The 19494-nt window shown below is 69.8% G+C and carries 18 protein-coding genes; 13 read left to right on the forward strand and 5 right to left on the reverse strand.

From position 1 onward, the window contains the following. Positions 1-43: 43 nt before the first annotated feature. The 10 genes from ABZ906_RS34970 (at position 44) to ABZ906_RS35015 (ending at position 12449) form a co-directional block, all read left to right on the forward strand. Complete coding sequence (locus ABZ906_RS34970; RefSeq protein WP_361389783.1) at positions 44-1168, forward strand: hypothetical protein; 1125 nt, start codon at positions 44-46, stop codon at positions 1166-1168. A gap of 591 nt (positions 1169-1759) precedes the next feature. Beyond that, positions 1760-3049, forward strand: coding sequence for a M20 family metallopeptidase (locus tag ABZ906_RS34975; RefSeq protein ID WP_361389785.1), 1290 nt, complete (start codon positions 1760-1762; stop codon positions 3047-3049). 256 nt (positions 3050-3305) lie between these two features. After that, positions 3306-4358 (forward strand): BMP family ABC transporter substrate-binding protein, encoded by a 1053-nt coding sequence (locus ABZ906_RS34980; RefSeq protein WP_361182502.1) that lies wholly within the window; start codon positions 3306-3308, stop codon positions 4356-4358. A 277-nt stretch (positions 4359-4635) separates the two neighbouring features. Further along, positions 4636-5691, forward strand: coding sequence for a BMP family ABC transporter substrate-binding protein (locus ABZ906_RS34985; protein WP_361182096.1), 1056 nt, complete (start codon positions 4636-4638; stop codon positions 5689-5691). Positions 5692-5830: 139 nt separating this feature from the next. Further along, entirely contained in the window at positions 5831-7558 is a 1728-nt protein-coding gene (locus ABZ906_RS34990) for an ABC transporter ATP-binding protein (RefSeq protein ID WP_361182094.1), read from the forward strand. Then, the gene (locus tag ABZ906_RS34995) at positions 7555-8694 is read left to right on the forward strand and encodes an ABC transporter permease (RefSeq protein WP_361389787.1); all 1140 of its coding nucleotides are present in this window, start codon (positions 7555-7557) and stop codon (positions 8692-8694) included. The genes ABZ906_RS34990 and ABZ906_RS34995 overlap by 4 nt, the downstream gene beginning before the upstream one ends. Then, entirely contained in the window at positions 8691-9953 is a 1263-nt protein-coding gene (locus tag ABZ906_RS35000; protein ID WP_361389789.1) for an ABC transporter permease, read from the forward strand. Before ABZ906_RS34995 ends, ABZ906_RS35000 begins: the two co-directional genes overlap by 4 nt. Further along, complete coding sequence (locus ABZ906_RS35005; protein ID WP_361182089.1) at positions 9950-10357, forward strand: cytidine deaminase; 408 nt, start codon at positions 9950-9952, stop codon at positions 10355-10357. The genes ABZ906_RS35000 and ABZ906_RS35005 overlap by 4 nt, the downstream gene beginning before the upstream one ends. Before the next feature lie 109 nt (positions 10358-10466). After that, the gene (locus tag ABZ906_RS35010) at positions 10467-11744 is read left to right on the forward strand and encodes a thymidine phosphorylase (protein WP_361389791.1); all 1278 of its coding nucleotides are present in this window, start codon (positions 10467-10469) and stop codon (positions 11742-11744) included. Positions 11745-12089: 345 nt separating this feature from the next. Next, complete coding sequence (locus tag ABZ906_RS35015) at positions 12090-12449, forward strand: STAS domain-containing protein (protein ID WP_361389793.1); 360 nt, start codon at positions 12090-12092, stop codon at positions 12447-12449. Here the strand turns inward: ABZ906_RS35015 and ABZ906_RS35020 are convergent. After that, positions 12336-13343 carry a sigma-70 family RNA polymerase sigma factor gene (locus ABZ906_RS35020; RefSeq protein ID WP_361182083.1) on the reverse strand — a complete coding sequence of 336 codons (1008 nt, stop codon included), beginning with the start codon at positions 13341-13343 and terminating at the stop codon, positions 12336-12338. The two genes, ABZ906_RS35015 and ABZ906_RS35020, sit on opposite strands and share 114 nt — an antisense overlap. A 162-nt stretch (positions 13344-13505) precedes the next feature. Beyond that, positions 13506-14810 carry an MFS transporter gene (locus ABZ906_RS35025; protein WP_361389795.1) on the reverse strand — a complete coding sequence of 435 codons (1305 nt, stop codon included), beginning with the start codon at positions 14808-14810 and terminating at the stop codon, positions 13506-13508. A gap of 62 nt (positions 14811-14872) precedes the next feature. Here ABZ906_RS35025 and ABZ906_RS35030 point away from each other — a divergent pair, with 62 nt between their 5' ends. Continuing rightward, positions 14873-15871, forward strand: a complete 999-nt coding sequence (locus ABZ906_RS35030) for a LysR family transcriptional regulator (protein ID WP_361389797.1) — start codon at positions 14873-14875, stop codon at positions 15869-15871. Between the two features lie 18 nt (positions 15872-15889). On the opposite strand, the gene ABZ906_RS35035 is transcribed toward ABZ906_RS35030, so the two are convergent. After that, positions 15890-16654 (reverse strand): alpha/beta hydrolase, encoded by a 765-nt coding sequence (locus ABZ906_RS35035; RefSeq protein ID WP_361389799.1) that lies wholly within the window; start codon positions 16652-16654, stop codon positions 15890-15892. Between the two features lie 102 nt (positions 16655-16756). Between ABZ906_RS35035 and ABZ906_RS35040 the strand changes: the two genes are divergently transcribed. Then, positions 16757-17926: an adenosine deaminase gene (locus ABZ906_RS35040; RefSeq protein ID WP_361389801.1), complete on the forward strand. Its 1170-nt coding sequence runs from the start codon at positions 16757-16759 to the stop codon at positions 17924-17926. A gap of 142 nt (positions 17927-18068) precedes the next feature. Continuing rightward, the gene (locus ABZ906_RS35045; RefSeq protein WP_361182500.1) at positions 18069-18470 is read left to right on the forward strand and encodes an ATP-binding protein; all 402 of its coding nucleotides are present in this window, start codon (positions 18069-18071) and stop codon (positions 18468-18470) included. Between the two features lie 93 nt (positions 18471-18563). On the opposite strand, the gene ABZ906_RS35050 is transcribed toward ABZ906_RS35045, so the two are convergent. After that, positions 18564-18767, reverse strand: coding sequence for a PspC domain-containing protein (locus tag ABZ906_RS35050; RefSeq protein WP_361182077.1), 204 nt, complete (start codon positions 18765-18767; stop codon positions 18564-18566). Positions 18768-18878: 111 nt separating this feature from the next. Further along, a complete protein-coding gene (locus ABZ906_RS35055; protein ID WP_361389803.1) occupies positions 18879-19469 on the reverse strand; it encodes a VanZ family protein in 591 nt (196 codons plus the stop codon). Positions 19470-19494: the final 25 nt, after the last annotated feature.

A 19494-nucleotide genomic window follows, 5' to 3' on the forward strand; every position in this document is an offset into this window, starting at 1 on the left:
CTCACCAGGCCCCTCCACCAGGACAGGACACGGTCATACGACGATGAGCCCCCGACCCGCCGGGCCGACGGCCCCCACTGCTGCGGCGCCGCCCACCACGCTGGCGTTCGTAGAGAGCCCTGTGCAGCTCCTCAACGTCCTTGAGTGGGCGCATTCGGCGGGGGCCACCGGCCCGGCCGGGGGTCTCACCGTCGTCGTCCTCTCCCCGAACGACCCCATGACCCGCGGCCAGTTGCGCCGCATGGCCCAGCTGGCCCGCGACGAGGGCCTGAACGTCCGCTGGGAGGAGGCGCGCGGCGGCGCGGCTGCTCCCTTCCAGACGATCGGCGGCCTCGCGGGCGCGCTGCGGGCGGCGGACCGGATCGTCATCGGCGACCCGTTCTCACGCTACGTACAACTTTTGCTGACCATCACGCGGGCCCGCTCGCTGGTAGTCGTGGACGACGGAACGGCCACGATGGAGTTCGTGGCGCAGCTGGCGGCGGGGGAGCGGCTGGTGCGCTGGCACCGGCGTGGCGGCCGCCCCGGCATCCGTGACCTGGCCTTCGCCCCGATCTCCTCCTCGGCCCGCCGCCGTCTGACGCCGGGCGGCAAGCGCACGGTGGAGATCTTCTCCTCGATGCCGATCGACTCGGCGCCGGCGGGGGTGCGGATCACGTCGAACACGTTCGCCTGGACGCGGGAACGCTTCGGCCCTCCTCGCGTCTCCAAGGGCGCGGACCTGGTGGGTACGTCCCTCGTGGAAACAGGAGTGGTGGACCCCGACCGCTACGTGGAAGCGGTCCGCTCCCTGTCCCGCGCACACGGCGCCACACGCTACTTCGCCCACCGCCGCGAAAGCGCCGAGAAACTCCACCGCCTGGCAGTGGAAACGGGCCTCCAGGTGGTCCGCCCGGATCTGCCGCTGGAACTGATCGCCCGACGGGGCCCGATCGGCAGCACAATCCTGAGCTTCCCCTCGACAGTGGTCCACACCCTCCCCCTGGCCCTGGCGGGCACGGAGGTCCGGGTAGCGGTCTGCGACATCGACCCGGCCTGGCTGACGGAAAACGCCTCGCCACGAGCAGAGGGCTTCTTGTCGGGCGTCACAGGGACGGCCCGAGACGTACACCGCCTGGCGACGGTGGCTTCCCCACCTACGACCCAGGGGATCACGGCTACGGCGTGAGGCCCGCCTTGCCCGCCGCGATGAGGGCGGCGGGGGTGTCGCCGGGGGCTATGTATACGCAGGAGGAGCCTTCCTCACTGTAGGCGCACTCCATAACACGCGCGCCCCCCTCCCTTCCGAACGCAACTTTGCCAAGTAGGTCCTCTACCCCCCCAGGGCCCTCCAGGCCGATTGCACAAAAGTCCCGCCCCCATCACCCTCAGCGGCCCACCTCGTGGGACTTTCCTGCAATCCGCCCCCCGGACCCGCACCCCATGCCCCTCCCGGCCCACGCCGATGGACGTATGCGCATGATCTAGGCCCCCCGTGGTACCTGTGGAGTGGCCCAGCCACATCCGTGACCAGGCGTGAGCGAGAGGCCGCCCGGATTCCGTACGGATTCCGTCCGGAGTCCGTACGGAAGGGGCGGGGAAGGCGGACGTACGCATATGACCAGTGCCTTATCCCCTGAAAAAGCGGAGAGTTTACCCATCTCAAGTAGCGCTCATGCGCCACGCGGCCACTTTTTCTTACCCTATCGGGCTGAACTTTTGTTGATCGTGGGTCAGTTGGTCCCTGGCTCGCCCTACCCTTCAGAGGGTGAACCAACTGATGTCACGAGATTCCGAGCGAGAGTCCGGGCGAGGGCCCGAGCGAGATTCAGAGGCCGATCTGCCCGGCGAAGCCGCGGGGGGCGCCCCCGGGGAAGCCGCGCTCCCCGGCACACTCCCGGCCGCCCTGCGCAGCGAACTCATCGCCTTCCGCCGCGACTTGCACATGCACCCCGAGCTCGGTAACCAGGAGTTCCGTACGACCGCGGCCCTCAAGGCCCGGCTTGAACACGCCGGCCTGCAGCCGCGCGTACTCGACATCGGCACGGGGCTCGTCTGTGACATCGGCACCGAGCAGTGGGACGGCGTACGCCCCATGCTCGCCCTGCGCGCCGACATCGACGCCCTGCCCATCCCGGACACCAAGCTCGGCGTCCCGTACCACTCCACCGTGCCCGACCGCGCCCACGCCTGCGGGCACGACGTGCACACCACCGTGGTGCTCGGGGCCGGTCTCGTCCTCGCCGAGCTCGCGAAGCAGGGGCAACTGCCGCAGCCCGTACGGCTGATCTTCCAGCCCGCCGAGGAGGTCCTGCCCGGCGGCGCGCCCGACGCCATCGAGTCGGGAGTGCTCAACGGCGTGGGGCGCATCATCGGCGTGCACTGCGATCCGCGCGTCGACGCGGGGAAGATCGGGTTGCGGCACGGGCCCATCACCTCCGCCTGCGACCGGCTCGAGGTCTCGCTCGACGGCGCCGGTGGGCACACCGCCCGGCCCCACCTCACCACCGACCTCGTCACCGCCGCCGCCAAGGTCGCCACCGAGGTCCCCGCCCTGGTCGCCCGGCGTATCGACGCCCGCTCGGGGCTCGCGGTGACCTGGGGCCGCATCGAGTCCGGCCACGCCTGCAACGTCATCCCGCAGCACGCGGAGCTCTCCGGCACCGTCCGCTGCCTGGACCTCACCGCCTGGCGGCAGGCCCCGGACCTGGTGCACGGCGCCATCCAGGAGATCGCCGACCTGTACCGCGCCAAGTCCGAGGTGAACTACATCCGCGGGGTCCCGCCCGTCGTGAACGACCCGGACGTGACCGACCTGCTGCGCGACTCCATGGAGCTGCGGCGCGGCACGCAGTCCGTCGAGGACACCGAACAGAGCCTGGGCGGCGAGGACTTCTCCTGGTACCTGGAGCACGTGCCCGGCGCCATGGCCCGCCTCGGCGTCCGTACGCCCGGCGAGCGCACCGTACGCGATCTGCACCAGGGCGACTTCGACGCGGACGAGTCGGCGATCACGGTGGGCGTCGAGATGTTCACCGCGGCGGCGCTGCTCGACGGCACCTACCGGTAACCACCGCTATCGGCCGGTTACGACGGACCCGTTCACCCGGACGTAACCGGCCCTCGGCACGAATAGGTAACGGCAGCGCGAAACCCCGTTCCCCTCCCTTTCTACGCGCGTTACTGTGCGCCGCAAACAGGCCCCGCCAAGGGTGCTTTGGGGAACGTAAGGGGTGCGTCCTATGCGTCTTCGTCGAGGATCTCGTGGAACCGGTGGGTCCGGTGGAATCCGGGGAGCCCGGGCATCAAGGCTCTCCCAAGTGGCCGTGGCGGTGGCGTCCCTCGCCCTCGCGGCATCGGCGTGCGGCAAGACCAGCAGTGAGGCCTCCTCGGACGACGAGGGCAAGGGCGACAAGGCCGGGGGCTCTTCGAAGTACGACGACAAGGGCATAGGTCTCGCGTACGACATCGGCGGCCAGGGCGACCAGTCGTTCAACGACGCCGCCTTCGCCGGCTACGAGAAGGCGCGCAAGGACTTCAAGATCGGCGGCGTGGACATGGAGCCGGGCGACGGCGAGTCCAGTGCCGACAAGGTCCAGCGGATCGAGCAGCTGGCCAAGCAGGGCTACAACCCGGTCGTCGGCGTCGGCTACATCTACGCGCCCGCCATCAAGGAGGTCGCCGAGAAGTTCCCGAAGACCACCTTCGGGATCATCGACGACAACACCGTCAAGGCCGACAACGTCTCCGACCTCGTCTTCCACGAGGAGCAGGGGTCGTATCTGGCCGGTGTCGCCGCCGCGAAGGCGACCAAGGCCGATCATGTCGGGTTCATCGGCGGCGTGGACATCCCGCTCATCCACAAGTTCGAGGCGGGCTTCGTACAGGGCGTCAAGGACACGAACCCCAAGGTCAAGATCGAGAAGCAGTATCTGACGGAGAAGCCCGAGGACGGCGGCTTCTCCAGCCCCGACAAGGGCCAGAACGCGGCCAGCGGCCAGATCGAGGCGGGCGCCGACGTGCTCTACCACGCGGCGGGCCTCTCGGGGCAGGGCGTGATCCAGGAGGCCGGCTCGCAGAAGGTGTGGGCGATCGGCGTCGACTCCGACCAGTACAAGCAGAAGGCCCTGGCCAAGTACAAGGACTACATCCTCGGCTCGGCCCTCAAGGACGTCGGCGGCGCGGTCTACGACCTGACGAAGTCGGTCGTGGAGGGCAAGCCGATCACCGGCGAGCAGCGCTACGACCTGAAGTCGGGCCGCGTCGGGTTCGCCGACACGAACCCGAAGTACACGGCGATGAAGGACGTGGTCGCCGCCGTGGAGAAGGCCGAGAAGGACATCGTGGACGGCAAGGTCACGGTCAAGACCACGCCGTAGCCCGAGCCGTAGCCCGAGCCGTGGCCCGAGCCGTGGCCGCGCCCTGACCCGTCGCGGCCGACGTAATGACAGGTGGGGCGCCCCTCGCGCGAGTCCATGCGTGAGGGGCGCCCCACATTGCGTACATGCTCGCGCAACCTCGCGGCCACAGCTCGATAACGGACGGGACAGAAGGGTTCTTATGTCAGGTCTACGCGCGTTACGCTGCGGCGAAATCAGCGCCAGGTGAGGCGCTCGTACGTGCTTGTGCTTGCTTGTACATAAGGAGTTCCTCTCTATGCGCCGGGTTTCCCGAATTGCCGCAGCGGGCGTCGCGACCGCCGCACTCGCCGTATCCGCCACCGCCTGCGGCGGCACGTCCAGCGATGCCGCCGGTTCCAAGAACGACGGCAAGAGCAAGGGCGTCGCCATCGCGTACGACGTCGGCGGCAAGGGCGACCAGTCCTTCAACGACGCCGCGACGGCCGGTATGGACAAGGCTGCCACAGAGCTGAAGATCGGCAAGAAGGCCGTCGAGCCGAGCGACGGGGAGTCGGACGCCGACAAGACCCAGCGCCTCACCGAGCTCGTCAAGCAGGGCTACAACCCGGTGATCGGCGTCGGTTACGCCTACGCCCCGGCGGTCAAGGAGGTCTCGGCGAAGTACCCGAAGGTCACCTTCGGCATCGTCGACGACGAGACCGTCAAGGCCAAGAACGTCGCGGACCTCGTCTTCAGCGAGCAGGAGGCCTCGTACCTCGCGGGCGTCACCGCCGCCAAGACGACCAAGAGCAAGACCGTCGGCTTCGTCGGCGGCGTGGACGTTCCGCTCATCCACAAGTTCGAGGCCGGCTTCACCCAGGGCGTCAAGGACACGAACCCCAAGGTCAAGGTCGTCAAGCAGTACCTGACGGAGAAGGCCGAGGACGGCGGCTTCACCAGCCCCGACAAGGGCAAGACCGCCGCGCAGGGCCAGATCGAGGACGGCGCCGACGTGGTCTACCACGCGGCCGGCCTCTCCGGTCAGGGCGTCATCGAGGCCGCGGCCGCCAAGAAGGTCTGGGCGATCGGTGTCGACTCCGACCAGTACAAGCAGGACGCGCTCGCCAAGTACAAGAAGTACATCCTGACCTCCGCGACGAAGGATGTCGCCGGGTCGGTGTACAACCTGGCGAAGTCCGTCGCCGACGACAAGGCCGAGGGCGGCGTCGTCCGCGCCGACCTCAAGTCCGGTGGCGTCGCGCTTGCCGACTCGAACCCCGAGTTCAAGAAGAACGCCGACCTCCAGGCTGCCCTGAAGAAGGCCGAAGAGGACATCACCAGCGGCAAGATCAAGGTCAAGTCGACGCCGTAACGGCAGCCGTCACCGGTAGCAGCAAGACCGGAAGTACCGGCAAAGACCAGCCGTGACGACGGCCCCGGCGACCGCTTCGACGGCGTTCGCCACAGCCGTAACAACAGCGTGATGGTCGCGGAACGGGGTGTGGGGGACGATGGTTTCCCCCGCGCCCCGTTCGCGCGGCCCACAGCTCAACTCCCGTCGAACCAGGGGCGCTACGCGCGTAGGTGGCCCCTTTCCTGAGGATTCCCGAGGAGAGTGCGCCATCGACGCGTCCACCCGCCCCGACAAAGGCAAGTCCACCGCCAAGGCCGTTGCCGTTGAACTCACCGGCATCACCAAGCGCTTCCCCGGCGTCGTGGCCAACCACGACATCCGCCTGATCGTCCGCAAGGGCACCGTGCACGCCCTCGTCGGCGAGAACGGCGCGGGCAAGTCCACCCTGATGAAGATCCTCTACGGCATGCAGAAGCCGGACGAGGGCACCATCTCCGTCGACGGCACCCAGGTGACCTTCTCCAGCCCCGCCGACGCCATCGCGCGCGGCATCGGCATGGTCCACCAGCACTTCATGCTCGCCGACCAGCTCACGGTCCTGGAGAACATCGTTCTCGGCAGCGAGAAGCTGCACGGCATCGGCGCCGCCGCCCGCCGCAAGATCGCCGAGATATCCGAGCGTTACGGCCTCGGGGTCCGCCCCGACGCCATGGTCGAGGACCTCGGCGTCGCCGACCGGCAGCGCGTGGAGATCCTCAAGGTCCTCTACCGCGGCGCCACCACGCTGATCCTCGACGAGCCGACCGCGGTCCTCGTGCCGCAGGAGGTCGACGCGCTCTTCGACAACCTGCGCGAGCTGAAGTCCGAGGGCCTGTCCGTCATCTTCATCTCCCACAAGCTGGGCGAAGTCCTCTCCGTGGCCGACGACATCACCGTCATCCGGCGCGGCACGACCGTCGGTACGGCGATCCCCTCGGAGACGACCCCGCGCCAGCTCGCCGAGCTGATGGTGGGCAGCGAGCTGCCCACCCCGGAGACCGCCGAGTCGACGGTCACCGACCGGGCGATGATCGAGGTCGAGGAGCTCAAGCTGCTCGCCGAAGGCGATTCGGGCCGCGCCCTCCTCGACCACATCTCCTTCACCATCCACGAGGGCGAAGTGCTCGGCCTCGCGGGCGTCGAGGGCAACGGCCAGACCGAGCTGATCGACGCCCTCATCGGCCTCAAGCACGCCGACTCCGGCGTCATCCGCATGGCGGGCAAGGACATCACCGACCTCGCCACGCGCCAACGCCGCGAGCAGGGCGTCGGCTACATCCCCGAGGACCGCCACCGCCACGGCCTCCTCCTGGAGTCGCCGCTCTGGGAGAACCGCATCCTCGGCCACGTCACCGAGAAGCCGAACGCGAAAGGCTTCTGGCTCGACCCCAAGGGCGCGCAGGCCGACACCCGGCGCATCGTCGAGCAGTACGACGTCCGCACCCCCGGCATCGACGTCACGGCGGCCTCCCTCTCCGGCGGCAACCAGCAGAAGCTGATCGTCGGCCGCGAGATGAGCCACAAGCCCCGCTTCCTGATCGCCGCCCACCCCACCCGCGGTGTGGACGTCGGCGCGCAGGCCCAGATCTGGGACCAGATCCGCGAGGCCCGCCGGGAAGGACTCGCCGTCCTGCTCATCTCGGCGGACCTGGACGAGCTGATCGGCCTCTCCGACACCCTCCGCGTGATCTACCGCGGGCGGCTCGTCGCCGACGCCGACCCGGCCACCGTCACGCCCGAGGAGCTCGGCTCGGCGATGACCGGCGCGGCATCCGGCCACCTCGAACACGTGGAAGAAGAACCCGAAGAGGGCTCTGCCGAGACTTCGGAGGACGAGGCCCGATGAAGAAGTTCGACAAGGAGCGCGTGCTCCTCGCGGTGGCCGGACCGGTCATCGCACTCGTCGTGGCCGTGGCGCTGACCTCGGTCGTGCTGCTCGCCTCGGGCAAGAACCCGATCGAGCCGTACACCCTGATGCTGGAGCAGATCAGCTACTCCGACGTCCAGGTACTGACCATCAACCAGGCCGGGATGTACTACCTGGCCGCGCTCGCGGTGGCCGTCGGCTTCCGCATGAACCTGTTCAACATCGGCGTGGACGGGCAGTACCGCCTCGCCGCGATGGTCACCGCCGTCGTCGGCGCGCACGTGGCGCTCCCCGCCCCGCTCCAGATCCCGCTCCTGATGCTGGTCGCCATGCTCACCGGCGCCTTCTGGGCCGGCATCGCGGGCATCCTCAAGACCACCCGCGGGGTCAGCGAGGTCGTCGCGACGATCATGCTCAACGCCATCGCGACGAGCGTCATCGGCTACATGACCCTCACCGACAACTTCGGTGTCCCGGTCGGCAACAACCAGACCACCGGCGAGATGCACGAGTCCGGCTGGTTCCCCGGCATCAGCATGGGCGAGTCCGGCGAGATCTACGGCTTCGTGATCATCGCCGCGCTCGCGGGCGTCCTGTACTGGCTGGTCCTCAACCGCACCCGCTTCGGCTTCGACCTGCGCGCCACCGGCGCCTCCGAGTCGGCCGCCGCGGCCTCTGGCGTCAACGCCAAGCGCATGGTGCTCAGCGCCATGCTGATCTCCGGCGCGGTCGCGGGCCTCGCGGGCATGCCGATCCTGCTCGGCGACACCCACACCTACAGCCTCAGCTTCCCCGCGGGGCTCGGCTTCACCGGCATCGGCATCGCGCTGCTCGGCCGCAACAACCCGGTCGGCATCGCGTTCGCCTCGCTGCTCTGGGCCTTCCTCGACAAGGCGTCGCCCGCCCTCGACTACGCGACCCCGGTCGCGTACGACAAGGAGATCGCGGTGATCATGCAGGGCCTCATCGTGATCGCGGTCGTCGTCTCGTACGAGGCCGTACGCCGCTGGGGCCTCAAGCGCCAGCAGCGCCGCGTCGGCGAGGAACTGGCCGCGGCCGCCCGTAACAGCGGCAACGGCGACAACAACACCGTGAAGGAGGTGGCTGCCCGATGAGCTCGGCAACCGTAGCCAAGCCCCCGGTCAAGCAGCCCGCGCCGGGCCGCCGCCGCATATCGCTCCCCGTCCTCCTCCTGATCATCTCGGGCGTCCTCGTCCTGACGTCCGTGGTCCGGCTGATCACCGACGCGGACGGCATCACCTCCACCGGCCAGATGTCCACCGCACTGCGCCTCGCCGTGCCAATCGGCCTCGCGGGCCTCGGCGGTCTGTGGGCCGAGCGCGCGGGCGTGGTCAACATCGGCCTCGAGGGCATGCTCATCCTCGGCACCTGGTTCGGCGCCTTCGCCGGCTACCAGTGGGGTCCGTGGGTCGGCATCGTCTTCGGCATCCTCGGCGGCGCGCTCGGCGGCCTCCTGCACGCGATCGTGACGGTCACCTTCAACGTCAACCACATCGTCTCCGGTGTGGCCATCAACATCCTCGCCCTGGGCGTCACCCGCTACCTCTCCACCTTCGCCTTCGAGGGCGAGAAGGGCGGTACGTCCAAGCAGTCGCCGCCGGTGGACTCGCTGGGCACCTTCTCCGTGCCGGGCCTCTCCGACTGGCTCCAGGACCTGAACGAGAAGCACTGGTTCCTCGTCTCGGACATCGCGGGGCTGCTCGGCGGCCTGATCACGAACCTCTCGCCGCTCACCGTCATCGCCGTCGCGATGGTGCCGCTGAGCTGGTGGGTCCTGTGGCGTACGTCGTTCGGCCTGCGCCTGCGCTCCTGCGGCGAGAACCCGGTCGCGGCCGAGTCCCTGGGCGTGAACGTCTACAAGTACAAGTACCTCGCCGTGGTCATCTCCGGCGGTCTCGCCGGACTCGGCGGCGCGTTCCTGTCGCTCGTGGGCTCGAACATCTACCTGGAGGGCCAGACCGGCGGCCGCGGCTACATCGGCCTCGCGGCGATGATCTTCGGCAACTGGATGCCGGGCGGACTCGCGCTCGGTGCGGGCCTGTTCGGTTACACCGACAGCCTGAAGCTCCGGGGTGGCGGCACGAACGTGCACGCGCTGCTCCTGCTCCTCGCGATCCTGCTGGTCATCGGCGCGATCTACCTCGTATGGCGCAAGCGGTACGTCCCCGCGGTGATCACCGCGGCCGTCTCGGCGCTGATGTTCGCGTGGTACGGCTTGACCGACGAGGTGCCCAACCAGGTGGTCACCGCGACGCCGTACGTCGTCACGCTGCTCGTGCTCTCGCTCTCCGCCCAGCGGTTGCGGATGCCGAAGGCGGACGGCCAGCCCTACCGAAAGGGTCAAGGAACGTGACCAAAACCGAGGGCGACACCGATACCGACTGGGACGCGCTGCGGGATGCCGCGCGCGAGGCCATGTCCCGTTCCTACGCGCCCTACTCGGGCTTCCCCGTCGGCGCGGCGGCCCTCGTGGACGACGGCCGCACGGTGTCGGGCTGCAACGTCGAGAACGCCTCGTACGGGCTTGGCCTGTGCGCCGAGTGCGGTCTCGTCTCGCAGCTCCAGCTCACCGGGGGCGGCCGGCTGACGCACTTCACCTGCGTCGACGGCAAGGGCGAGATCCTGATGCCGTGCGGCCGCTGCCGCCAGCTGCTCTACGAGTTCGGCGGCCCCGCGCTCCTCCTGGAGACGGCCGCCGGAATCCGGTCACTGGGGGACATGCTGCCGGACGCGTTCGGCCCGGAGCACCTCAACTGACGCACGGCCCCTGCCTGTTGCTGTGCGACGGGTGGGGGCCGTCTTCATCTCGCGGCTCTATGCGCGTAGAGTCGCCTCACCGTTTTAAGGCGCAAAGAGGGGTTATGCCATGGACGTCATCTCCGTGATTCGTACGAAGCGGGACCGGGGCGAGCTCAGCGGCGAGCAGATCGACTGGGTCATCGACGCGTACACCCGCGGCGCGGTCGCCGACGAGCAGATGTCGGCCCTCGCCATGGCGATCCTCCTGAACGGCATGAACCGCGGCGAGATCGCCCGCTGGACGGCCGCGATGATCGCGAGCGGCGAGCGCATGGACTTCTCGTCCCTGTCCCGCCCCACCGCCGACAAGCACTCCACGGGCGGCGTCGGCGACAAGATCACGCTGCCGCTCGCCCCGCTGGTCGCTGCGTGCGGCGCGGCGGTCCCGCAGCTGTCGGGCCGTGGCCTCGGCCACACGGGCGGCACCCTGGACAAGCTGGAGGCCATCCCGGGCTGGCGCGCACTCCTCTCGAACGAGGAGATGCTGAGCGTGCTCGACGGCGTCGGCTCGGTGATCTGCGCGGCGGGCGACGGCCTGGCCCCGGCGGACAAGAAGCTGTACGCGCTGCGGGACGTGACCGGCACGGTGGAGGCGATCCCGCTCATCGCTTCCTCGATCATGTCGAAGAAGATCGCCGAGGGTACGGGCTCGCTGGTCCTGGACGTGAAGGTCGGCACCGGCGCCTTCATGAAGACCCTGGAGGACGCGCGCGAGCTCGCGTCCACGATGGTGGGCCTGGGGACGGACCACGGCGTCCGTACGGTGGCGCTCCTGACGGACATGTCCACGCCGCTCGGCCTGACGGCGGGCAACGCCCTTGAGGTCCGTGAGTCCGTGGAGGTCCTCGCGGGCGGCGGTCCGTCGGACGTGGTCGAGCTGACGCTCGCCCTGGCGCGGGAGATGCTGGACGCGGCCGGTCTGAAGGACGTCGACCCGGCGAAGGCGCTGGCCGATGGCTCTGCGATGGACGTGTGGCGCCGGATGATCTCCGCCCAGGGCGGCGACCCGGACGCGACGCTCCCGGTGGCCCGGGAGACGCACGTCGTGACGGCGCCGTCCTCCGGCGTCCTGACCCGCCTCGACGCGTACGACGTCGGCGTCGCTGCGTGGCGTCTGGGTGCGGGGCGTGCGCGCAAGGAGGACGTGGTGCAGGCGGGGGCGGGTGTGGAGCTCCACGCGAAGCCCGGCGCTCAGGTCCGCGCGGGGGAGCCGCTCATGACCCTCCACACGGACACTCCCGAGCGCTTCGAGTACGCCTTGCAGGCGGTGCAGGGCTCCTTCGACATCGCGGCGGAGGGCACGGCGTTCTCGGCAACGCCGATCGTCTTGGACCGCATCGCGTAGGGGGGGTGGGGGTTCGGGCGGTCCCTGCGGGGCTTTCCCCAGCCCCGCCCCTTCCCGAAACTGTGGGCTTCGCCCCCAGACCCCCGACAAGATGGCCTCAAACGCCGGCCGGGCTGGACATCTCCAGCCCGGCCGAAACCATTCAGCCGGGCCCGGGGGAAATCTCAGCCCGTCCGGCGTTTGAGGACGAACTCGGCGAAGCCGGTGATCAACGGCACCCAAGGCCCTCGCGCCAGCGAGTTTTCGGGAAGGGGCGGGGTTGGGGACTAGCCCGCCGCAGGCGAACCCACCGGCGGCTACCGCTAGCTACCGATGAGTTTCGCGCCGCAGCCCAGTCCCCCCACCATGGACCGAAAACCCCAGCCAACCCTGACCCTCACCGGCACCCTCGACCGAGAGGCCACGCACCGCCTCTGCGAAGAGGCCCGCGCCACGCTGCAAGCGACCGGCGCGGATGTCCTCGTATGCGACGTGGCGGGCGTCGGCCCGCCCGTACTCGCCGCGATAGACGCCCTCGCAAGACTCCAGCTCACCGCCCGCCGCGCAGGCGGCCGTATCCGCGTAAGAAACCCGGCCCCGGCCCTGCGCGAGCTACTGGACCTCGTCGGGCTCCCCATTGAGGTCGAGGTGGGTCGGGAGACCGAACAGCGGGAACCACCGGGGCGTGTCCAGGAAGCAGTGGAAGCCCGCGATCCGCCCTTCTGAGATCTCGATGACCTGAACCGCCCAGGGCGCGTACCCACCCTTCTCGGGGTCGGGCTTGTAGTGGGCGAAGCCCGGCGTGCCGTTGACGTTGACCGGGAAAAGGCGGCTGTTCGCGCAGGAGGCGCCGATGGTCGACATGAAGCCGGTGATGTCGGACGTGCCGCGCAGCCACAGGTCGAACGGGGGCATCGTCATGATGGCGTCCTCATGGAGGAGAGCCGTCAGCGCCGCCATGTCATAGCCCTCGAAGGCCGCGACGTAACGCTCCAAGAGCTTCTGCTGCTCGTCGTCCAGGGGGTCCGACACGGCGGTGTCGTCCCCCGGCCCCTCGGCCAGCGTCGCCCGCGCCCGCTGCAACGCGCTGTTGACGGAGGCCACCGAGGTGTCGAGGAGCTCGGCCGCCTCGCTGGCCTTCCACGCGAGGACCTCGCGCAGGATGAGCACCGCCCGCTGCTTGGGCGGCAGTTGCTGCAGGGCGGCGACGAACGCGAGCCGCACGGACTCCTTGGCCACGGCCGCCTCCGCGGGGTCGCTGACGGACGGCAGCATGCGCGCGTCCGGCATCGGCTCCAGCCATACGTTGTCCGGGCGGGGGGAGAGCGCGGCCTGCGCCAGCGGAGCCGCCGCGGTCAGGTCCATGGGCCGGGCGCGGCGGTTGCCCGCGTTCAGCATGTCCAGGCAGACGTTCGTCGCGATGCGGTACAGCCACGAGCGGAGGCTGGAGCGGCCCTCGAACTTCTCGTAGCTCCGCCAGGCGCGGACCATGGTGTCCTGCACCGCGTCCTCCGCCTCGAAGGCGGAGCCCAGCATGCGATAGCAGTACCCGGTCAGTTCGACCCGGTGCTTCTCCAGCGTGACGTCCAGTTCCGACGTCGTCCCTGCGATGTCCGTCATCCCAACCCACCCCTGCGGCTGCCACGAAAGTCCCAGCACTTCGGAAGCTACCGCAGCCCACTGACAACGGCCCCCGGAGTAGGAAAACCCGCAGGTGGGAGAGGGCCGCTCCGGACGGCTGGTGAGGCCGCCCCGGACGGTCGGCGGGGTAACCCCGTACGGCTAGTGCGCCGCCACAAGCCCCCGCCGCCGCTGCTCCCGCTCCTGGACGCGCGCCGCGTGCGACCCCCAGACGGTGATGGACGCGACGCCGAGCACCGCGAGGATCCCCAGGCCCACCGTCCCGGCCCAGCCCCCGGCGTGGAAGGCGACCGCGCCGAGCGTGCCGCCCGCGCTGGAGCCCAGGTAGTACGCGGACTGGTAGAGCGCCGAAGCCTGCGCGCGCCCCTCGGTCGCCGTACGGCTCACGGACGAGGAGGCGACCGCGTGGCCCGCGAAGAAGCCCGCGGTGATCAGGACGAGCCCGAGAAGGACCGTGACCAGCGAGTCGGAGAGGGAGAGCAGCAGACCGCCCGCCGTCGTGCTCACCGCTAGATACAGCGCCCCGCGCCGCCCGAGCCGCGTCACCAGCTTGCCCGCGGCGGCCGACGAGACCGTACCGACGAGGTAGACCAGGAAGATCGAGCCGATGATGCCCTGGGGGAGCGAGAAGGGGGCCTCGGTGAGGCGGTAGCCGATGACCGTGTAGACCGCGCCGAACACCGTCATGAACAGCGCGCCGATCGCGTACAGCCTGCACAGCAGCGGGTTCGAGAGGTGCGAACGGATCGTCCTGCCGAGCGCCTTGGGGTTGAGCGAGCCCGCGGTGAAGTGGCGCGGCGCGGGAAGCAGCGCCCGGAAGGCGAGGGCGCACAGGACGGCCACGACACCCACCACGCCCACGGCCACGCGCCAGCCCCATGCCTGCGCGACCCAGCCCGTGATGATGCGCCCGCTCATGCCGCCGATGGAATTGCCCGCCACGAACATGCCGATCGCGGCGACCAGGGCCTTGGGCCTGACCTCCTCCGCGAGGAAGGCCATCGCGGACGCCGGAAGCCCGGCGAGGGCCGCGCCCTGCACCGCACGCAGCGCGATGAGCACGCCGATCGAGGGCGAGAAGGGGACGAGAAGACCCACGACCACCGCGACCGTCAGCGAGACCGTCATCAGCGTCCGCCGCCCGAACCGCTCGCTGAGCGCGCTCAGGGGCAGGACGAAGAGGGCCAGTGCGCCCGTGGCCGCCGAGACCGTCCAGCTCGCCGTGCTCGCGCTGACGCCGAAACCGGCGGAGACCAGGGGGAGCAGCGCCTGCGTGGAGTAGAGGAGGGCGAAGGTGGCGACACCCGCGAGGAACAGGGCGAAGCTCATCCGGCGATAGCCGGGGCCGCCGGGGTTCAGGCGCGTGTCGGCGGGTTCGGTGCGAGGGGACGGCTGGGTAAGGGCGGCCGCGTGGGTGGCGGACGCCCCGCTACTGGCAGGAGGCATGCATCGAACGTAGGCACACAAGACTCATCCGTCCAATGCATGGACTGGCCATAATCGTTCCCATGGTGCATGAGCGCAGTACAGAGCGGCGTCTGTCGCAGAGCAGTTACGTAGGAGACATCGGCGCGACGGCCTCGGGGCCGGCCGAGCTGACCCCGGAGTCCTGGTCCGCGCTGCTCTCGCCGCGCCTCGCGTACTTCGCGGGCGTGGCGCGCACGGAGCACGTCACGCGGGCCGCCCAGGAGATGCAGGTGCCGCAGTCGACGCTCTCGCGCGCCCTTGTCCGCCTCGAACAGGACCTCGGCGTCGACCTGTTCGCGCGCCACGGCCGCACGGTCTCCCTCACCCCTGCGGGCCGTACGTTCCTCGCGTCCGTCGAACGGGCGCTCGGCGAGGTGGAGCGGGCCGCGGAGTCCGTACGGGCGGACGCGGACCCGGCGTCGGGCAAGGTGGCCTTCGGGTTCCTCCACACGATGGGGTCGGAAACCGTGCCCGGCCTGATCCGCGCCTTCCGTGCCGATCACCCGAGGGTCCGCTTCAGCCTCGTACAGAACTACGGGGAGGCGATGATCGAGCGGCTGCGGGCGGGGGAGCTCGACCTGTGCCTGACCTCGCCCGTGCCGGACGCCCCCGATCTGGTGGCCCGCCGCCTCGACGAGCAGCGGCTGCGCCTGGTCGTACCGGACGAGCACCGCCTGGCCTCACGGAAGCGGGTGCGGCTCGCGGAAGCCGCGGAGGAGGCTTTCGTGACCCTCGAACCTGGCTACGGCCTGCGCCGCATCACGGACGACCTCTGCCAGGAGGCGGGCTTCAAGCCGCGGATCGCGTTCGAGGGCGAGGAGGCGGAGACGCTGCGGGGCCTGGTGGCGGCGGGCCTGGGTGTGGCCTTGCTCCCGCCCCCGGCCGTCCCCCGCCCGGGAGTGGTGGAACTGACGGTGACGGGTCAGCGGGCGGTGCGGGAGATCGGCGTCGCCTGGCTGGACGGCCACCCGGACACGCCGCCGGTGGCGGCGTTCAAGAAGTTCCTGCTGGGCAGGCGGGGGCGGCTGCTGCCGGAGTAGCTCCGGCAGGGGCCCGGCTCAGTGCCGCATCGACTGCCCGAAGCCCGAGGCCAGCGGCATCCGCAGTCCCAGTGGCGGCGGAGCCGCAAGGGCGTCCTCCAGGGGGCGCGCGTACGCGTGTCCGAAGAGTGAGCCCATCACGAAGTCCGATGCCAGTGCCTGGACTTCGGCCTGGTGCTGGTGCAACCGGTGCCGGTCGGAGTGGACTTCGAACCGGCACACCTCACGGTTCGCCTTCTTCGCCCGCTCCGCGAGCCGGAACGACAGCTCGGGATCGGTCCGCTCGTCGTTCGTGCCGTGCACGATCAGGACCCGCCGCCCCGCGAGCTGCTTCACCGGTTCGGGAGAGGCGGCCACATCGTCCTCGGGCAGCCAAGGGGCCAGCGCCAGTACGGAGTTGACGGCCTCGTGGCCGCCGGCCCGCAGCGCGGCCCGGCCGCCCATGTCCATGCCGACGAGGCAGATCGAGACGTCGCCGTAGAGGCGGACGATCTCGTCGGCCGCCCACTCCGCGTCCCGCGCGAGCTGCGCCTGCGCTCCGTTCCACCCGCGGCAGCGGTAGTGCACGACGTGCACCGCGAGCCCCTCGTCGCAGCCGTCCCTGGCCAGCTTGCGGCCGAGCGCGCGCACCGCGCCCGCGGCGAACGGGGACGGCTTGCGGGCGGAGGTCTCGTGGCCGCCGGGAAGCAGCAGCACCGCGCCGCTGACCGCCGAGGGCCGGGTGCGGATCACGCGCCCGAGCCTGGCAGCGCGCGCGGAATCGGGCGTCGCTTGCTGAGCCATGACAGAACAGTGTCAGAAGCAACGGTGTACGCCACCCGTCCGCGGGGTCACTGTTACGTATCGACCCGTGAGATCTACGCGCGTAGGCGCTAGAGTGCCGAGATGACGAGCCAGACCACGAACGCCGGTCAGACGGACCGCGAAACGCCCAGCGCCGAACAGATCCGCCGCGCCCCGAAGGTGCTCCTGCACGACCATCTCGACGGCGGCCTGCGCCCCGGCACGATCGTCGACCTCGCCCGCGAGAACGGGTACGAGGGGCTGCCCGAGACCGACCCCGACAAGCTGGGCATCTGGTTCCGGGAAGCAGCCGACTCCGGTTCGCTGCCGCGCTATCTGGAGACCTTCGCCCACACCTGCGCGGTGATGCAGACGAAGGACGCCCTCAAGCGCGTGGCGGCCGAGTGCGCCGAGGACCTCGCCGAGGACGGTGTCGTCTACGCCGAGATCCGCTACGCCCCCGAGCAGCACCTGGAGCAGGGCCTCACCCTCGAAGAGGTCGTCGAAGCCGTCAACGAAGGCTTCCGCGAGGGCGAGCGGCGCGCGAAGGCGAACGGCCACCGCATCCGCGTCGGCGCGCTGCTCACCGCCATGCGGCACGCGGCCCGCGCCCTGGAGATCGCCGAACTCGCCAACCGCTACCGCGATCTCGGCGTCGTCGGCTTCGACATCGCGGGCGCCGAGGCGGGCTTCCCGCCCACCCGGCACCTCGACGCCTTCGAGTACCTCAAGCGCGAGAACAACCACTTCACGATCCACGCCGGTGAGGCCTTCGGGCTGCCCTCGATCTGGCAGGCCCTGCAGTGGTGCGGCGCCGACCGGCTCGGGCACGGCGTGCGGATCATCGACGACATCCAGGTCGCCGACGACGGCACGGTCAAGCTCGGCCGCCTCGCCAGCTACGTGCGCGACAAGCGCATCCCTCTGGAGATGTGCCCCAGCTCCAACCTCCAGACCGGCGCCGCGAGCTCGTACGCCGACCACCCCATCGGCCTGCTCCGCAAGCTGCACTTCCGGGCCACGGTGAACACCGACAACCGTCTGATGTCGGGCACCAGCATGAGCCGTGAATTCGAGCATTTGGTCGGCACTTTCGGCTACACGCTCGATGACATGCAGTGGTTCACAGTCAATGCGATGAAATCAGCGTTCATTCCTTTCGATGAACGGCTGGCCATGATCAATGACGTCATCAAGCCCGGATATGCCGAGCTGAAGTCCGAATGGCTGTTCCGTCAGACCGCCTCTACCAGGGCTTCTGTCGATGTGTAACAGAATTTGAAGCAATGTGGACGCGGCCGGGAACATTAATTCCCGGCCGCGTTTTTGCTGTTTCGCTGTTTGCGGACTGCCCCATCGCATGTTTACGGTCATGGGCCGCTCGAAAGTCCCCGTCATCAAGGACGCATTGAAGATGAAGCAGTCTGCCGCCAAGACCCTCGGTGTTGCCGCTCTCGGCGCCGCCTTCGCCGCCGTCGGCGCGGGTGCCGCCAATGCAGCACCGGCCCTGCCCGACGCCACGGACGCGCTCGGCTCCGCCACCGCGATGCTGCCCGTGGAGCAGGTCGCCGACAACCTGCCCGCCGGTGGCCCCGAGGCGGTCTCCGCCGGCCAGAACGCGGTCGGCAGCACCCTGGAGGCCGCCGCGCCGACCGTCGCCAAGCTCGGCGAGAGCACCAAGCCCGCCGCCGACCGGTCGGCCAAGCCCGTCGACCCGGCCTCCGGTCTGCTCGGCGGCCTGCCGGTCTCGAACGCCCTGCCCACCCAGGGTCTGCCCCTGCAGGGCCTGCCGCTGAACGGTCTGCCGCTCGGCTGATCATCGCCGTTCGCGCATACGCCGATGGGGCGCACCCCCTGTTTCAGGGATGCGCCCCATCGGCGTACCTATGCGGCAACGGGGGCCGCCGGATCACCAGGCTGCCTGGCGGGTCTTGTTCTCGGTGGGCAGCAGGACCCACAGGGCGATGTAGAGCAGGAACTGCGGTCCGGGAAGAAGACACGAGAGCACGAAGATCACGCGCATCGTGGTCGCCGATGTGCCGAAGCGCTTGGCGAGGGCGGCACAGACTCCGCCGATCATCCGGCCGTTCGTGGGGCGGGCAAGGGCGGTCATGAGGGCTCCTTCGTGAACCGTAGGCAGGTGGTCCGGGGCGTGTTCCCCGAGGTCCGGGGCGTGTACCCCGATGACTCAAAGCTACGTTCACGAAGCGGGCAAAGCGTCGCTCTAGGGTGCGATACCGACCCTGGGAATCGTCGGGGTCGGCCCCTGAGGCGTGTCCTCCCGCAGGAGGGCCGAGTGATGCTCCCCGTCAGTCCGGCGGCGGAGCCTGGCCCTGACCGCGGGCACCACCGCGAGGTGGGCGAGGGCCACGCCCAGCGTGTTCAGGAACAGCGAGTCGATGTCGACGACCTGCCCCGGAACCCCGGTCTGAAGGAGTTCGATGCCGAGCGAGATCAGCGCGCCCGCCGCGACCGTCCGCACCAGCGAACCGAGCGGCGAGACATGGACCCGCCCACCGGCGAGCGGAAGCAGCACACCGAGCGGCGCGAGCAGCAGCAGACTGCCGCCGAGCTGCCGGGCGGCCTGCGCGGGACCGAGTGCCAGATCCGCCTTGATGCCGGCGAACGGCTGAAGGTTGGCCGCGCTGACCCAGGCCACGTCCAGTGGACGCAGCGTGAGCCACGCGACGAGCAGAAGATGCGCGACGAGGAGGAATCCCCCTGTCGCACGGAAGCGGATGGCGGCCCCGTGGCCGCCCGAGCCTTGACGCACGCCCCCCAAGACGCGCCTAACGGCAGGATCGGTTCCGCGCATCTCATCCCGTTACGCGGCACTGACT

The sequence above is a fragment of the Streptomyces sp. NPDC046925 genome (assembly GCF_040644915.1).
In the GTDB taxonomy this organism is placed as follows: domain Bacteria; phylum Actinomycetota; class Actinomycetes; order Streptomycetales; family Streptomycetaceae; genus Streptomyces.

What these genes read in the sequence shown, in the direction of transcription:
- ABZ906_RS35000 (WP_361389789.1), top strand. Translation starts at nt 8,691, where the DNA reads ATGAGCTCGGCAACCGTAGCCAAGCCCCCGGTCAAGCAGCCCGCGCCG.
- ABZ906_RS35045 (WP_361182500.1), top strand. Translation starts at nt 18,069, where the DNA reads ATGAAGCAGTCTGCCGCCAAGACCCTCGGTGTTGCCGCTCTCGGCGCC.
- ABZ906_RS34995 (WP_361389787.1), top strand. Translation starts at nt 7,555, where the DNA reads ATGAAGAAGTTCGACAAGGAGCGCGTGCTCCTCGCGGTGGCCGGACCG.
- ABZ906_RS35030 (WP_361389797.1), top strand. Translation starts at nt 14,873, where the DNA reads ATGGTGCATGAGCGCAGTACAGAGCGGCGTCTGTCGCAGAGCAGTTAC.
- ABZ906_RS35025 (WP_361389795.1), bottom strand. Translation starts at nt 14,810, where the DNA reads ATGCCTCCTGCCAGTAGCGGGGCGTCCGCCACCCACGCGGCCGCCCTT.
- ABZ906_RS34975 (WP_361389785.1), top strand. Translation starts at nt 1,760, where the DNA reads ATGTCACGAGATTCCGAGCGAGAGTCCGGGCGAGGGCCCGAGCGAGAT.
- ABZ906_RS35010 (WP_361389791.1), top strand. Translation starts at nt 10,467, where the DNA reads ATGGACGTCATCTCCGTGATTCGTACGAAGCGGGACCGGGGCGAGCTC.
- ABZ906_RS34970 (WP_361389783.1), top strand. Translation starts at nt 44, where the DNA reads ATGAGCCCCCGACCCGCCGGGCCGACGGCCCCCACTGCTGCGGCGCCG.
- ABZ906_RS35020 (WP_361182083.1), bottom strand. Translation starts at nt 13,343, where the DNA reads ATGACGGACATCGCAGGGACGACGTCGGAACTGGACGTCACGCTGGAG.
- ABZ906_RS35015 (WP_361389793.1), top strand. Translation starts at nt 12,090, where the DNA reads ATGGACCGAAAACCCCAGCCAACCCTGACCCTCACCGGCACCCTCGAC.
- ABZ906_RS35040 (WP_361389801.1), top strand. Translation starts at nt 16,757, where the DNA reads ATGACGAGCCAGACCACGAACGCCGGTCAGACGGACCGCGAAACGCCC.
- ABZ906_RS35035 (WP_361389799.1), bottom strand. Translation starts at nt 16,654, where the DNA reads ATGGCTCAGCAAGCGACGCCCGATTCCGCGCGCGCTGCCAGGCTCGGG.
- ABZ906_RS35050 (WP_361182077.1), bottom strand. Translation starts at nt 18,767, where the DNA reads ATGACCGCCCTTGCCCGCCCCACGAACGGCCGGATGATCGGCGGAGTC.
- ABZ906_RS35055 (WP_361389803.1), bottom strand. Translation starts at nt 19,469, where the DNA reads ATGCGCGGAACCGATCCTGCCGTTAGGCGCGTCTTGGGGGGCGTGCGT.
- ABZ906_RS34985 (WP_361182096.1), top strand. Translation starts at nt 4,636, where the DNA reads ATGCGCCGGGTTTCCCGAATTGCCGCAGCGGGCGTCGCGACCGCCGCA.
- ABZ906_RS34990 (WP_361182094.1), top strand. Translation starts at nt 5,831, where the DNA reads ATGGTTTCCCCCGCGCCCCGTTCGCGCGGCCCACAGCTCAACTCCCGT.